The following is a 16,227-nucleotide window of genomic DNA, read 5'->3' as shown; positions in this document are numbered from 1 at the left end:
ATGAAAATAAAGCATTTGAATTTAAGACTTTTAAACTTTCTAATCCTGATTTTCCTTGCGTCCCAACTAAGGGCCCAGGAGACAAAAGAAATTTATCTCTCTGGAAAGGATTTTGAACATACTGTAGAATGGGATTTCATGGTCACCGATGGAATGAACAGCAATGAATGGTCTAAGATTGATGTTCCAAATCAATGGGAACTGGAAGGATTTGGCACTTACACCTACGGCCGCTGGTATAAAGAGTTGGAACAGGAAGAGCCAAGCAAGGAAGAAGGATTTTACAAATATGAATTTGAGGTTCCTGAAGAGTATAAAGATAAATCGGTGAAAATAGTCTTTGGGGGAGTAATGACCGATACGGAGGTTAAAATAAACGGGGAAAAAGTAGGCCCGAAACACCATGGAGGTTTTTATCAGTTTGAGTATGATATAACTGACTTTCTGAAATTCGGAGAAAAAAATCTTCTGGAGGTTCACGTATGGAAACATTCTGAAAATCACAATGTAAATCGTGCGGAACGTTATGCCGACTGGTGGTTGTTTGGTGGGATTTATAGACCCGTATGGCTGGAGGTAAAACCGCGAACCAACATTGATCATTTTGCCGTAGACGCTAAAATGGATGGCTCTCTAACCGCAGAACTTGACCTGAAAAATATTCCCGAAAATGCACAAATAGAAGCTACAATTTCTCCAGTTGGCGAAACAGATAGTGATTATAAAACTTATAGTTTTCCAATAGCAACTAATACAGAAAAAAAGATTATTGAGGCTAAATGGGAAAATATAAAGCCCTGGAATCCTGAGCAACCTAATTTATATGAGCTTCAATTTAAGTTAACCCAAAACGGAAAAACAATTCATGAAGTTTCAGATCGCATAGGTTTCAGAACTCTGGAATTCCGCAAAAAGGACGGCATCTATGTGAACGGGACTAAAATACTGATGAAAGGTGTCAACCGACACACCATCTATCCCGAATCTGGCAGAAGTACCAGCAAAAGGATAAGTATCATGGATGTGAACCTCATCAAAGATATGAACATGAATGCAGTCCGGTTTCACTATCCGCCAGACAAGCATTTTCTTGAAGCCTGTGATTCCTTAGGCCTGTTTGTTTTAAATGAAGTTGCGGGCTGGCAAAATCCATATGATACTAAAACCGGCAGGCAGCTGGTAAAAGAAACGGTTAAACGTGATGTAAACCACCCTTCAATAATCATTTGGGACCAGGGGAATGAAGGAGGCTGGAATTATGAACTGGACGCTGTTTTTCATGAGTATGACCTACAAAAACGAATTGTAATTCATCCCTGGGCCGATTTTAACGGATGGGATACCCATCACTATCCCACATATCAAACAGGAGTACACCGCTTTGGAGCCGGAGAAAATGTATTTTTTCCTACTGAATTTATGCACGGAACCTATGATAATGGCCACGGCGCCGGATTGGATGATTTCTGGAACAGGTATAAAGAAAGTCCGCTTTTTGCCGGGGGCTTCCTGTGGGTTTTCAATGATGCCGCTGTATTACGAACCGACTGGGAAGGGGATCGAAAATATGATTCAAAAGGGAATTTAGCTCCTGACGGCATCTTAGGACCTCACCGCGAAAAGGAAGGTAGTTTCTTTACAATTAAAGAAGTATGGGCTCCTATACAGTTTGAGCCCAGGCTAATTACCGAAACTTTTGACGGTACTTTTTTAGTAACGAACAACTTTCTTTTCAGCAATCTTAACTCCGCAACTATGAATTACCGTGTTATGAAAGCACCAAAAGAGGTCTTTTACAGTGATTCAGGGCCAAGCCAAATAGCTTCCGGAGCAATAGATTTACCGGATGCAGAACCTGGGGAAAGACGTAAAATCAAGTTTGGATTAGGCGATAATTTCTTTGAAGGCGACTGGCTCGAAATTACCGCTGCAGATCAGCACGGAAGAGAGATCTATACATGGACCTGGCCTATTCATCGCGCTGATTACTTTGCTGATAAATTCCTTCTGAAAAAAGAGAACAAAAAAGCTGCTTTTGCTGAAGAAAATGGGAATAAAATCACTCTTTCAGGGGGTGATGTAAAAGTAACTTTTGATAAAAATTCAGGCCATATAACTTCTGTCTCAAACGGAAAAAGTGAAATTCCGCTGGTTAACGGTCCAAGGCCTATAGGTATGAAAGTAGAATTCCAGGAGGTAAAGATAAAACAGGATGGTGATAAAGCTATTTTTGCAATGAAGTATGCCGGAGGTATAGAAGATATTGTCTGGACCATGTATCCTGATGGTCGCCTTCATATGGAAATGACTGCCCTGAAAAATGCCCGTGGTGGTGACGGATTTGACGGTGCCTTCTATGAAGGAAATATCGATAAATTCGGAATCACTTTCGATTTTCCGGAAGAAGGAGTTAATGGTTTTAAATGGTTCGGAAAAGGCCCTTACAGGGTTTGGAAAAACAGGCTTAAAGGAACCGAATACTCTATCTGGCAAAAAGACTATAACCAGACCATTACCGGAGAAAGCTTTGAGAACCTTATCTATCCTGAATTTAAAGGTTATCATGCCAACTTCCTGGGTGGCTATCTGGATGCCGGTAACAACAGCTTCAGGGTTTTCAGTGAAAATGATAAGATGTTTTTAAGGTTGTTCACACCCGATGAACCCAAAAACATGATTTCGAATGCTCATCCTCAACCTGAATTTCCCGAGGGCAATATTTCGTTTATGTATGAAATTCCTGCGATGCGTGCATTTAAACCTTTATCGCACCAGGGACCAAGTAGCCAGCCGACTAATATTCGGATAAAAAGTGGCGATGATGGTATCACCATGAATTTATGGTTCGACTTTAGAAAAAACCAAGAATAAAAATCCAATGATGAAATTATTAAAAATCTTTTTTCAGCTTTCTATTGCAATTTTACTGCTTAGTTGTAACCAGAACACATCTGAAGAAAACAAACCTACCGTTTATTTAGTGGGAGATTCTACCGTAAAAAACGGTCGGGGTGATGGTTCCGGCGGTCTCTGGGGGTGGGGCGACTATATTGGCCAGTTCCTGGATACCTCTAAAGTAGAAGTAGAAAACCATGCCCTGGGAGGCACTAGCAGCCGGACATTTCAAACCAAAGGGCTCTGGAAACCGGTAAAAAACAGCCTTCAGAAAGGGGATTATGTACTTATACAGTTCGGGCATAATGACTCGGGACCTATTAATGATGACTTTCGGGCAAGGGGAACTATAAAAGGAACCGGTGATGAAAGCGAGGAAATTGATAATATGCTTACAGGGAAACATGAAACGGTGCATTCCTATGGCTGGTATATTCGGAAAGTGATCAAAGACGCAAAGGAAAAAGGAGCTATTCCGCTGGTCATGTCTCCTATTCCACGAAATGATTGGAATAATGGAAACGTCCCCAGAAACAAGAATTCTTATGGAGGATGGGCAAAAAAAGTTGCAGAAGAAGAAAACGTGACCTTCATTGACCTGAATGAAAAAATGGCTTCGGAAATGGAAGAAATTGGCGAAAAAAATGTTACCGGAACATTTTTTTATGAAAGGGATCATACGCATACCTCTGCTAAAGGAGCCGTGCTGGCCGCCACTCTTGTCGCTGAAGGAATTCAGGAAAGCGAAAATTCATTAAATAGTTATCTACTAGAAAATCCGCAGATTAAACTTCCTGCTAAAAAAGACGTCTATATTATAGGGGATTCCACCGTAGCTAGTAATAATGATACGCTTGTTGGGTGGGGTGTACCTATTGATAGATATTTTGATACTACTCGAGTGAATGTTTATAACAAAGCGCGCGGCGGAAGAAGCAGCCGAACATTCCGAGGTGAAGGTCTGTGGCAGGCAGTTTTGGATAGTCTTGATGAAGGTGATTTTTTACTAATTCAGTTTGGACACAATGACGGCGGACATATAGATAAGCCGAAATATAGAGGTTCACTGAAAGGTATGGGAGATGAAACTCAAACTGTTGAATTTAGCGAAGACAGTACCGAAGTAGTTCATACTTATGGCTGGTATATGAAGAAATATATTGATGAAGCAGAAGAAAAAGGAGCCACGCCAATTGTTTTGAGTATGATTCCCAGAAACATCTGGCATGGTGACAAAGTGGAACGCAACGATGATTCTTATGCCAAATGGGCTAAAGAAGCGGTTGAAGAAGCAGGAGGCTATTTTGTAGATCTTAATGATTCCATTGCTAGTAGATATGAAGATATGGGCAGACAGAAGGTAAAAGAATTCTTCCCTAAAGACCATACGCATACGAACCTTGAGGGTGCAGAATTAAATGCGCTGGTTGTTGCAAAGTCCCTGAATCAATTAAAAGGAAGCGGTATAAGAGATTACATTTTTATCCCGAAGAACCAATCAAAGAAAGGACAGGAAAATAAAAAATAATGAATTTCAAGAAAAAAACATTCAAGCCTATAAAAACATTAACGTTTTTACTTTTTATATTAAATTATTTAAACCTTAATGCACAGGATTTTGAAAGAAAAGAATACAACTTTAATTCAGACTGGAAACTAAAGCAGGGAGACATCAAGGGTGCAGAAAAACCTAATTTTAATGATAGTAAGTGGATAAAAGTTACGCTCCCTCATGCCTATAATCAGGAAGAAGCTTTTGAAAAATCCATTTATGAGCATACCACCGGAATAGTATGGTATCGCAAAGATTTTAAAGTGCCCGAAGAAGCGGAAGGCAAGAAAGTATTCCTGGAATTTGAAGGGATTAGACAGGGTGGAGAAATATTTTTGAACGGGCAAAAAATTGGTATTCATGAAAATGGAGCTATGGCTTTTGGCCTGGATATTTCAGATATAATAAACACCGGGAATAAGGAGAACACCATCGCACTTCGCATAGACAATAGTTGGGATTATAGGGAGAAAGCTACCAATGCCAAATATCGCTGGAATGATAAAAACTTCAATGCAAATTACGGTGGGATTACAAAAAACGTAATGCTGCATATCACCAATAACGTTTATCAAACCTTACCGCTCTACTCTAACTTAGAAACTACCGGTATTTATGTCTATCCTTCCGATTTTAATATCGAAAATAAAACGGCAAAAGTTAATGTAGAATCCCAGATACGAAATGAAAGTCCTTCAGATAAGCAAATTTCGATGGAAGTTGAAATTCTTGACATGGAAGGAAATTCAGTTGGGAAATTCCAAAGCGAAGCTGAAACTTTAGCATCCGGAGAAACTAAAATTCTGAAAGCCGATAAAATGATGGAAGATCTAAATTTCTGGAGTTGGGGTTACGGATACCTTTATGACGTTATCACTCGAATTAAAGAAAATGGAAACACCTTAGACGAAGTTGTGACTACAACAGGTTTCAGAAAAACAAATTTTAAAGATGGAAAAATCTGGCTTAACGATAGGGTGATTCAGGTAAAAGGATACGCTCAGCGAACCAGCAATGAATGGCCTGCTGTGGGCATGTCTGTTCCAGCCTGGATGAGTGATTTTAGTAATCAGTTAATGGTGGAAAGCAATGCCAATCTTGTTAGATGGATGCATATTACTCCGTGGAAACAGGATGTGGAAAGTCTGGATCGCGTTGGATTGATGCAAGCCATGCCTGCAGGTGATGCTGAAGGTGATTCTAAAGGCGATAATTGGAAACAACGAGTCAGATTAATGCGGGATGCTATTATATACAATAGAAATAATCCTAGCATCATTTTTTATGAGTCCGGAAATGATGCTATTAGCGAACCCCATATGCATGAAATGAAGAGTTTACGCGATACATACGATCCTTATGGTGGACGTGCTGCCGGTTCTCGCGAAATGTTGGATAGCAGGGAAGCAGAATACGGAGGGGAAATGCTTTATATCAACAAAAGTGCGCATATACCTATGTGGGCTACAGAATATTCCAGGGATGAAGGATTACGAAAATACTGGGACGAATACACTCCTCCTTTTCATGAAGAGGGGGACGGGCCACTTTATAAAGGGGAACCAGCCCGTGCTTATAACCATAACCAAGATGCCCATGCTATTGAAAATGTGGTGCGATGGTATGATTATTTTCGTGAAAGACCAGGAACTGGTGAGCGAGTAAGCTCTGGCGGGGTAAATATCATATTTTCAGATTCTAATACACATTATCGCGGAGAGGGAAATTATCGCGGAAGCGGAGAGGTTGATCCAATGAGAATCCCGAAAGATGGTTTTTACGCTCATCAGGTAATGTGGGATGGTTGGGTTGACATTGAAGATCATGGCAGCCATATTCTGGGACACTGGAACTATAACGATACCATCGTTAAAAATGAATATGTCATTTCTACCGGAGATAAGGTTGAACTTTTCCTAAATGATAAGTCACTTGGTTTTGGTGAAAAGAGTTATGGCTTTTTATTCACTTTTGAAAATGTAGCTTTTGAGCCGGGCACTTTGAAAGCGGTAAGTTATGATACTGAAGATAACATCCTTAGCGAGGCTGAATTTAAGACCGCTGGGGAAGCAACCGCCATAAAACTTACTCCGCGTGTATCTCCAACCGGTTTTAAAGCCAATGGGGCAGATATCGCTTTGATAGATGTGGAAGTAGTAGATGCAGATGGTAATCGGGTTCCGATAGATAATTCTGAAATAAATTTTGAAATTGAAGGTCCCGGAAAGTGGCTGGGAGGAATAGGTTATGGACCCGGAAACGATATTCTTTCAAAAGATCTTGCCGTGACCAACGGAATAAATCGTGTAATGATTCAATCTCTTGTTAAAGCAGGCGAAATTATAGTTAAAGCAAAGTCTGATGGATTGGAGTCTGCTTCGATTAATCTGCAAACCAATCCATTTGAAACCCAAAACGGTCTTGCTGAGCACCTTCCCGGGCAGGGACTTCCCTCTAACCTGGAACGTGGTCCTACTCCATCTACACCGTCTTATACCAAAAAGAGAAATACCGTATTTATCTCCAGCGCTACGGCAGGTTCGAATGAAGACGAAGTTTATAAAAGTTTTGATGATAATGAGTTAAGCGAATGGACGAATGACGGTAGAATTAATACCGGATGGATTAATTATGAACTAGCCAAGCCTTCGGAAATATCCGAAATATCCATAAAACTTACAGGATGGAGAACCAAGAGTTATCCGATTCGAATAACTGCAGATGGTCAAGAAATCTATAAAGGTGAAACAAGAAGAAACTTAGGTTATCTTCATATCCCCGTAGACACCGGAATCACGGAAAATGTAAAAATTGAGCTTATTGGTGCGAATACTGAAGAGGATGCTTTTGGGGATATTGTTGAAGTAGATCCAACAAAAGAACTGGATTTGTACAAGGATAAAGAAGCTGCTAATGCAAAAGGACAACTGCGTATTGTAGAGATAGAATTTTATGAATAGAAAGGTTATTTTTTTCATCCTGCTCTATTCCAGTTTTTCAGGAATTGGGCAAGAATCGAAAAAGGAATTTGAGATAGCGGGAAAAGATGAAATCTCATCTATAATTTATGATGAAAATGGTTCTTCCCTGGATTCCATATCGGCTTATCTTTTTGCTGAAGACATATTAAAGATCACCAATAAAAAGCCTGAAGTTAGCACGAGCATTGGAAAAGATCAGGTAAACTACATCTTAATTGGCGAATTGGAATCACCAATGATTACTAAATTCCTGGATCCAAATGCCGTTTCGGAAGAATTCAAAAATCAAAAAGAAAGTTTTCTTTACAAAGTAATTAATCAGGGTAATAAAAAAATTTTAATTATTGCAGGTACAGATCCCAGGGGTACGGCATTTGGGGTCTTTAATCTTTCAGAAAAACTAGGTGTATCGCCATGGAACTGGTGGGCTGACGTCCCGGTTCAAAAGCAGCAAGAAATTTTTGTTGAATCAACAGATTTTTATTCTAAAGAACCATCCGTTGAATACAGAGGGATATTTTTAAACGATGAAGACTGGGGACTACAGCCCTGGGCTGAACATACCTTTGAGCCTGAAGTGGGTGATATTGGACCTAAAACTTATTCAAAAATCTTTGAATTATTACTCCGTTTAAAGGCAAATACCATCTGGCCTGCCATGCACCCCAGTACAAGAGCTTTTTTTCATTATCCGGGTAATCCCGATATGGCTTCAAAATATCATATAGTTTTAGGAAGTTCACACGCAGAGCCCATGTTACGTAATAATGTGGATGAATGGAAACATAATACCATGGGAGACTTCAGTTATGTTTCTAATGAGGAAAATGTCTATAATTATTGGGAAGAGCGAGTAAAAGAATCCTCTCAACTGGATGCGATATATACTATTGGAATGCGCGGTGTTCACGATAGCGGTATGGAAGGTGTAAAAAGTGTTGAACAGGCTGCTCAGGTACTTTCAGGCGTTATCAAAGATCAACGTAAACTCTTAGAACAATATAGTTCAGAACCGATTTCTGAAATTCCCCAGGCCTTTACGGTTTACAAGGAGGTCTTAGATCTTTACGATTCAGGAATGGATATTCCAGATGACATTACCATCATCTGGACCGATGATAATTATGGCTACATAAGGAGATTGAGTGACGAAAATGAGCGTCAAAGAGCCGGTGGTGGCGGAGTTTACTATCATGCATCCTACTGGGGTAGACCACATGATTATTTGTGGCTGAGTTCTACCCATCCTGGTTTGATTCGGGAAGAAATGATGAAAGCTTACAAAACAGGGGACAAAAAGATATGGATCCTGAATGTGGGGGATATAAAACCTGCAGAATACAATATGCAGCTTTTTATGGATATGGCTTATGATGTGTCAAGATTTGAAGATCCTCAATATGTAGATAAGCACTTAGAGTCATTCTATAAATCAGTTTTTGATGGAAATTTTGCAAAAGAAATAGCTGATCTTAAAACGAATTACTACCAATTGGCTTTTGAACGTAAACCTGAATTTATGGGATGGAGCCAGACCGAGCCAACCACTTCCATAGACACTACTGCTTACTCACCTTTTTCATGGGGAGATGAAGTAACTGCGAGAATTAACGAGTACGATACTCTTGAGAAAAAAGTTGAAGAAATTCAGCAAAAACTACCTGAAAAATATCAGGATGCCTTTTTCCAGTTAGTATATTATCCTGTAAAAGGAGCTTCTTTTATGAATAAAAAGTTTTTGTTTAGGGACCTCGCCATTAAATATAATCAGGAAAAAAGGCTGGAAGCTCAAAATTATAAAGAACTCTCTTTACAATATTATGATAGTATTGTTGCCTTAACTGAAAGATATAATGAGGATATTGCTGAAGGAAAATGGCAAGATATGATGGACATGCAACCAAGAGGCTTACCGGTTTATCTAAAACCCGAAATTAAACTTAATAATTCGGAAGTTTCGGATGATGAGCTTGGTATTTCTGTGGAACATAGCGGAAAATCGAAAAAATCACAATTGCCCATATTTTACCAGGGAGCAAAAGATTCGTACTTTTTTGATCTATTTATAAAAGCTGCAAAATCAATTGACTGGCAAATTGGAAATAAACCTGACTGGTTACTATTAACCAAATCTCAAGGCAGTTTGGATTCCGCTAATCCTTCTGAAAGAATAAAAGTCAGTATTGACTGGGAAAAGTGGAAAGAGTCAGGTGCTCCCCGCTATTCAGAACTAAGCATTAACTCATCAAAAACTATTCGTTTAACTATAGAAATTCATTCTTACAATATCAATGGAAATTCAAAGAATACTTTTATTGAAAAAAACGGAATAGTTTCCATATATGCCGAAAACTACTCTGATAAAAGGGATTCCGGAGAGTTTGGCTGGGAGAAAATGGCAGGCTTAAGTTACAGCAAAAATTTGATGCAGAGCTTACCTCTAAACGAAAACCCACTTGATACTTTTCAGATTGCAGAAAAGAATCCTTACCTAGAGTACGATATTTATACTGAAACTCTTGCTGAGGACGCCGAATTAATCGTCAATGCCCTCCCAACTCATCCTCTTACCAATAATCACAGCCTCAGAATTGGTGTACAATGGGACGATAATCCTGTTAAAATTATAGATTTTAAAACATACGGCCGAAGCGAAGAATGGAAACAAAATGTGCTTCGCAATCTTGCGAAAAAAAATATCAATGTAAACATTGGAAAAAAGGGAAAACATACGCTAAGGATTTATATGATTGATGAAGGAGTCGCCATTGATTTTATTTATTTAAATTTATTAGATCAATCTTTACCGTATAGTATTCTACCTGAAACTAAACCCTGAATGAATTATTAGCATGAATCTGAAATTCTATATCTCCCTCTTATTTTTAATCGCACAAACCTACTTATTTTCTCAAACTCGTGAAATTCAGGAATTGGAAAGCTGGAAGTTTTATCAGGGAGAAAATCAAAATGCCTATCAAACTAATTTCGATGATTCCTCATGGCAGGAAGTCATCGTCCCGCACGACTGGGCAATCTATGGTCCTTTTGATAAAGAGGTAGATAAACAGGTTGTAAAAATTGAACAGAACAATGAAGAGAAAGCTACCGAAAAAACAGGTAGAACCGGAGCGCTTCCTTTTATTGGTACCGGCTGGTATAGGACAAAATTAAAGGTTCCAGAATCAGCGCAGGGAAAGCAATTACTTTTAACTTTTGATGGTGCAATGAGTAATGCAGAGGTTTTTCTAAATGGTAAGAAAATTGGAGGTCGACCTTACGGTTACAGTTATTTTTATTTTGATGTAAGCGACAAACTCAAAATAAACGAAGAGAATATTATTGCTGTAAGATTGGAAAACGAACCAAGATCTTCCAGATGGTATCCGGGTGCGGGGCTATACCGGAAGGTGCAATTAATAACCAAAAACCCGGTATCCTTTCAGCATTGGGGACATACAATTACCACTCCAATTATCGATGAAGATATGGCTAAGGTTCAAATTAAATCAAAGGTTAACGGCGACAATATCTGTGTAGAAACCATCATTAAAGATATTGAAGGAAAGACAGTTGCAACTAATTCCAATTGCCAGCAATTTGGAGATGAAATTGAACAAAATATTAAGGTAAATAACCCGGAGTTATGGTCTCCATCAAATCCTTATCTATATACGGCTGAGGTAAAATTGTTTCAGAATGAAGAATTAAAAGATCAGCAGGAGATAAACTTCGGAATAAGGGAAATTGAATATACTACTGAAGGATTTAAGCTTAATGGCGAAGTCACGAAATTTAAAGGGGTTTGTTTACACCATGATCTTGGACCCCTGGGAACAGCGATCAATAGGGCAGCCCTGAAAAGACAACTATCGATTTTGAAGGATTTGGGATGTAACGCCATAAGATCTGCCCATAATATGCCTTCGCTAGAACAACTGGAATTATGTGACGAAATGGGGTTCCTGGTAATTGCCGAAAGCTTTGATGAATGGAAAAGACCAAAAGTTCAAAATGGGTACAATAAACATTTTGATAAATGGGCAGAAAGAGATGTAGAAAACCTGGTTAGAGCGACAAAAAATCATCCAAGTATCGTGATGTGGAGTGCAGGAAATGAGGTGCCGGATCAGCATGGAAGCGAAGGTGTAAAGCGTTTGCATTGGCTACAGGATATATTTCACCGGGAAGACCCAACCAGACCGGTAACTGTTGGAATGGACCAGGTTAAAGCAGTAATGGAAAGTGGCTTTGGTTCAGTTCTGGACATTCCAGGCTTAAATTATCGTGTTCACTTATATGATGAGGCTTACGAAAAATTTCCGCAGGGCTTTATTCTGGGATCAGAAACAGCATCTACTGTAAGTTCACGCGGAATATACAAGTTTCCCGTTCAAAAAGGATATAATATGACCTATCCCGATATGCAGTCCTCTTCTTATGATCTGGAATACTGCAGCTGGTCTAATATTCCCGAAGTGGATTTTGTAGAACAGGATGATCATGACTGGGTTTTAGGTGAATTTGTATGGACAGGTTTTGATTATCTAGGAGAGCCTACTCCCTATGATAATTATTGGCCTAGCAGAAGTTCCTATTTTGGAATGGTTGACCTGGCTGGGATACCTAAAGACCGGTATTATTTATATCGAAGCAGATGGAATACTGAAGATGAAACCCTGCACATACTCCCCCATTGGAACTGGGAAGGCCGTGAAGGTGAGGTTACGCCGGTTTTTGTTTACACGAATTATGATAAAGCTGAATTATTTTTCAACGGAAAAAGTCAGGGAATTAGGGAAAAGAAAAAGGATTCACTCTTAGAACGTTATAGATTAATGTGGAAAGACATTGTTTATGAACCTGGTAAATTAAAGGTCATTGCTTATGATGAGAACGGAGAACCAGCGATAGAAAAAGAAGTGGTTACCGCGGGAAAACCTCATCATTTGAAGCTGGAAGCAGATAGAAATACAATCATCGCTGACGGTGAAGATATCAGTTTTGTAACGGTTTCGGTAGTAGACAAGGACGGAAATTTATGCCCAAATGCTACAATTCAATTAAATTTTGAGGTAAGCGGAGCCGGTGAATATCGTGCGGCCTGTAATGGAGACCCTACCTCTCTGGAAATGTTCCACTTACCAACCATGAAAGCTTTTAGTGGTAAATTAGTGGTGCTGGTCAAATCAAACGAAAAAACTGGTAAAATAGACCTTAAGGTAAAAGGAAAAGGAGTGAAAGATGGAAAAATAACTCTAACAGCTGAAGCGAAAGATTCTGAAATATGATAAAAAGTAATATTTAGTTCAGCGTTTTTAAAATAGGTTTTTCCAGGGCCACCCATTTGGTATAACCTTCAGGGGATAGATGCACTCCATCTATAGTTAATTTTTTGTTCAGAAATCCATCTCGGTCCACAAAACCCTTATAAAGATCAATAACTTTATAATATCCTTTATTTTCATTTTCCCGTATTATATTATTCAGCTTAATAATATCATCCTTCAAAAATTCTCTTTGGGTAGGCAGTACTGTACGTACAAAAACCTTAGTTAAAGGACTTTCCTTTTTAATTATTTTCGAAATCTCCAGTATGTTTTTACCTATAAAAGCTACTGAAGGAACTATTTTGTCATATTTCAAATTACGAGCGTTATCTATCTTATGATACATATTAAAGAGATCATTGATGCCAATCAATAGAAAAACAGCATTTGGCTCAAAATGAACGATTTCTTCAAGTCTTTTTAAAACTCCGTCTGTTAGATCTCCCGATATACCTCTGTTTCGAATATTACTCATTCCGAATTTATCACCCCAATCTCTACCCTGCTCTGTTATACTGTTCCCTATAAAAACGATTTCATTATATTGAAGTGGATTCTTCCGGAAGATTTCTATTCTTTTTCGATAGTGATTTTGTGTCCAGTCATTATGGTATTTTGAAACTATGGAATCAGTAGGATATAATTCAGCATCATTTCCCTGAGCAACCATACTTAAAGGCCTTGAAAGTAGAATTGTGCAAATAAATAATTGGGTTATAAACAGAGCTTTTTTCATTTTCATAATTTATATTAACCGGATCTATTTTGCGATCACTCATTAAAATCCCAAACCTCTCTTAAACCATCCACATTAATTTCAATGATTCCGCTATTGTATGCACTTTTTATAAACGGACTTTTAAAAGTATTTCTGGGAATGTAATCTATATGCTTACCATTCACTTTGGGAATTTCATTGTTGGAAGCATTGAAATAAATCTCTGCTGATTCAGCAGTACCATCACCGTACCTTAGAATATACCACCCAGGAGCAACTGTTTTCTGCAATTTCAGGCTTTTCTGCAATATATAATTCTGAAAATCTTTAAATTCGTTAAAATCTTCTTTTATGCCTGCTTCGATTATTAAAGGGCTAAACTTGTCTTTAAATTTCAGGAATGTTTTGTCTTCATTCCAATCGTAAGTATCAGTTCTAATAAGAGAGTATAAATCATTACTCCCGGTGCCTCCCCAATTTTCAGGATTAAATTCATATTCACCCATCAATGGCCTCAATGCCACGTAAGCATTTCCTTCATTTACAAAAACCCATCCATCACGCTCAATTATTGTATCCAAATTACCGTGAAACCAGATACCAAATTCCCTTTCATAAATATTTTTGGAAGGATACCATGATGGCTGCTGTTGCATCCATCTCCTATTCTGCTGAGTAATTAGAATATTTTCATGTTGAACACTTCTGTAAAAAGCATCCGTCCTTTTCCATTCTCCATCTTCCTTAATTTCTATTCCTACGGGGGCTATAAAAGCGCTGATATCAGAAACAAAATTTATACCCTGCCATCGGTTTTGTGCGCTTAAATGACTTTGAAGAGCCAAAGGATGATCCATTTGAGTTCCTAAAATATAATCTGGAGTAACCCAGCTATATCGATGCAATCTCGCCTCTGTATCTACTGCTAAGGTTCTTTCCAGACCATCTGGTCTTGGTTGCAATTCTGGCTGTTCTTCACCAGGCTTTCTGGAACTGTAAGCATACTCCCCTTTTCCCTTTCGGTTTAAAGCTAGTCTCCAGACCGCTTCCGGCCATTCGTAAGAACTTTGCGCCTGGGAATACCAATTATGATTGGCATCCCCGGGACCACCTAAATAAAAACGTGAGGCTTCCCACATTGGGGTTCTCTCTTCATAACCCCATCTCGTTTTCGCACCGCCTCTAACTGAAGCTAACTGATCCTGTGCCCATTCCGCCCATATTAAATCCAGAAACATCCCCATCTTTTTTTTCAGGGCTTGATCTTCGCAGAAATCATAAATATTCATAAGGAAAGGAATGGTGTGCTTCATGTATTTTGGGGAAGCTACCTCCAGAAAAAAACCTTTTTTGGCTCTTTCCGAAATATATTCATCCCAAAATTTCACCCATTCCTTATAATGGTCTTCTGCATTATATTGTTTCCCATCGGCCCAGTTCGCATTTCCTTCAGGACCTTTGTTAGAAGAATTTGCATACATCTGGTGAAACCAATAACCACTTCCTCCACCCTTTCCTTTATCAGGATAATTACGACTGGAAAATTCAGGTTTATTTTTGAAAATCTGCGAAGTTAGCAGAGCGGCTACCTTAGCATTTATATCATGATTTTCGCTCCCTATGAGCCACCACGTACTTTTGCGGGCCAGGTGAATATCATTGATCAGTTTTGTCTTTTCCCAAAGCAAATCCAGTAAAGCTTCTTCTGTTTGTTTCTCTAGTCTACCAGGAAGAACTTTACTTGTCGAACCAAAATTGAAATACATTCGTAGGAGCATCGGTTTTAAATTCAGACTCCAGTCATCGTGTATAGAATAGGCCCTTTGCCGTTCACGATCTTCAGTGGTGAAAATTTCCAAAAGAGTCTGATTAACTTCATCCAAATCTTCTCCGAGCCAGAGTTTAGCGAAATAAGTATTCAGGTCTTTTTCTGATCCATCTGTTTTAGCTTTCTCAAAAGCCATATTTACTCTTGAAGACCGGGTAGCCTTGGCTTCAGCCATTCTTTGAACAATATTTTTGTCAGTAATACCAATTTCTTCAGAATCTGAAGAAGTAAATTTTACTCCATCAAACCATATTTCAAAGCCTTCTTCAAAATTCCCTTCCAGCTGTAGTGATTTAATTTCCTTCCAATTAAAATTAGCTTGTGTTCTAAGCGAATTTATTGGAATTTTTAATCTGAGCCAGGTCAGCTCTTTATCCTTATCAATAGATATAACAGCTCTTCGTCCTTCAGTATCTATAAGAGCAAGACTAAGGCCGTCTATTTTTGAGGCATTTTGAAATTTTAGCCACATTTCTAATTGATATTCCTTATCTAGAGACCAATTATTTAAAAACATACCCGGGGTAAAACCAACCGCTCCAATATCTTGCTTATCCACAGCGTAATGAATACTAAAATCCCCAGTTTTTGAATCAGTAAAATCATAAATATCATTTCTCCAGATCTGGGTATCTTTAAGATTTTCTCCTACAGCAGCTGTACTAAAAAGCCATCCTGTTTCATGCGGATGATCTACCGGTTTATCAGTAGAATTTTTCGTGTTTTTCGTATATGTATAATTAGGTTCCTCATGGCCAAACCATCTATACGAAGGCTGCCTTTCTACTAAAGTTGCTGAAATATTAACGTTCACGGGAGCCTGGTTCTCTTCTTGCGCCCAGCTCTGCAAACATAGAAGGAGGAAAAATGGATAAAACTGCTTTTTGAAGATAAAATTACTTATCAGTACTTTCATAACCTTT

7 protein-coding genes are annotated in these 16,227 nt (G+C 38.7%); 5 read left to right on the top strand and 2 right to left on the bottom strand.

What is annotated here, in order from left to right; all coding sequences use genetic code 11:
• From LU635_RS00135 to galB, 5 genes are read left to right on the top strand one after another with little or no spacing between them, the layout of a single operon-like run.
• The gene (locus tag LU635_RS00135; protein WP_240095159.1) at positions 1–2,871 is read left to right on the top strand and encodes a glycoside hydrolase family 2 TIM barrel-domain containing protein; all 2,871 of its coding nucleotides are present in this window, start codon (positions 1–3) and stop codon (positions 2,869–2,871) included.
• A gap of 7 nt (positions 2,872–2,878) precedes the next feature.
• A complete protein-coding gene (locus LU635_RS00130; protein WP_240095158.1) occupies positions 2,879–4,423 on the top strand; it encodes a rhamnogalacturonan acetylesterase in 1,545 nt (514 codons plus the stop codon).
• Positions 4,423–7,407, top strand: a complete 2,985-nt coding sequence (locus tag LU635_RS00125; RefSeq protein ID WP_240095157.1) for a glycoside hydrolase family 2 protein — start codon at positions 4,423–4,425, stop codon at positions 7,405–7,407. The genes LU635_RS00130 and LU635_RS00125 overlap by 1 nt, the downstream gene beginning before the upstream one ends.
• The gene (locus LU635_RS00120; protein ID WP_240095156.1) at positions 7,400–10,267 is read left to right on the top strand and encodes a glycosyl hydrolase 115 family protein; all 2,868 of its coding nucleotides are present in this window, start codon (positions 7,400–7,402) and stop codon (positions 10,265–10,267) included. The genes LU635_RS00125 and LU635_RS00120 overlap by 8 nt, the downstream gene beginning before the upstream one ends.
• 13 nt (positions 10,268–10,280) lie before the next feature.
• Complete coding sequence (gene galB, locus LU635_RS00115) at positions 10,281–12,719, top strand: beta-galactosidase GalB (RefSeq protein ID WP_240095155.1); 2,439 nt, start codon at positions 10,281–10,283, stop codon at positions 12,717–12,719.
• Between the two features lie 13 nt (positions 12,720–12,732).
• Here the strand turns inward: galB and LU635_RS00110 are convergent, their stop codons facing one another.
• Positions 12,733–13,494, bottom strand: coding sequence for a GDSL-type esterase/lipase family protein (locus tag LU635_RS00110; protein WP_240095154.1), 762 nt, complete (start codon positions 13,492–13,494; stop codon positions 12,733–12,735).
• 35 nt (positions 13,495–13,529) lie between these two features.
• On the bottom strand, positions 13,530–16,220 hold the full coding sequence (locus tag LU635_RS00105) for a hypothetical protein (RefSeq protein ID WP_240095153.1): 2,691 nt from the start codon (positions 16,218–16,220) through the stop codon (positions 13,530–13,532).
• Positions 16,221–16,227 lie beyond the last annotated feature (7 nt).

The organism is Christiangramia crocea, from assembly GCF_022410465.1.
Classification (GTDB): domain Bacteria; phylum Bacteroidota; class Bacteroidia; order Flavobacteriales; family Flavobacteriaceae; genus Christiangramia; species Christiangramia crocea.
The sequence above is the reverse complement of the archived record's forward strand: the minus strand, read 5'-3'. Positions and strand labels throughout refer to the sequence as shown.

Excerpts from the sequence above, each read along its gene's own strand:
- LU635_RS00135 (WP_240095159.1), top strand. The coding sequence starts at position 1 with ATGAAAATAAAGCATTTGAATTTAAGACTTTTAAACTTTCTAATCCTG.
- LU635_RS00130 (WP_240095158.1), top strand. The coding sequence starts at position 2,879 with ATGATGAAATTATTAAAAATCTTTTTTCAGCTTTCTATTGCAATTTTA.
- LU635_RS00125 (WP_240095157.1), top strand. The coding sequence starts at position 4,423 with ATGAATTTCAAGAAAAAAACATTCAAGCCTATAAAAACATTAACGTTT.
- LU635_RS00120 (WP_240095156.1), top strand. The coding sequence starts at position 7,400 with ATGAATAGAAAGGTTATTTTTTTCATCCTGCTCTATTCCAGTTTTTCA.
- galB (WP_240095155.1), top strand. The coding sequence starts at position 10,281 with ATGAATCTGAAATTCTATATCTCCCTCTTATTTTTAATCGCACAAACC.
- LU635_RS00110 (WP_240095154.1), bottom strand. The coding sequence starts at position 13,494 with ATGAAAAAAGCTCTGTTTATAACCCAATTATTTATTTGCACAATTCTA.
- LU635_RS00105 (WP_240095153.1), bottom strand. The coding sequence starts at position 16,220 with ATGAAAGTACTGATAAGTAATTTTATCTTCAAAAAGCAGTTTTATCCA.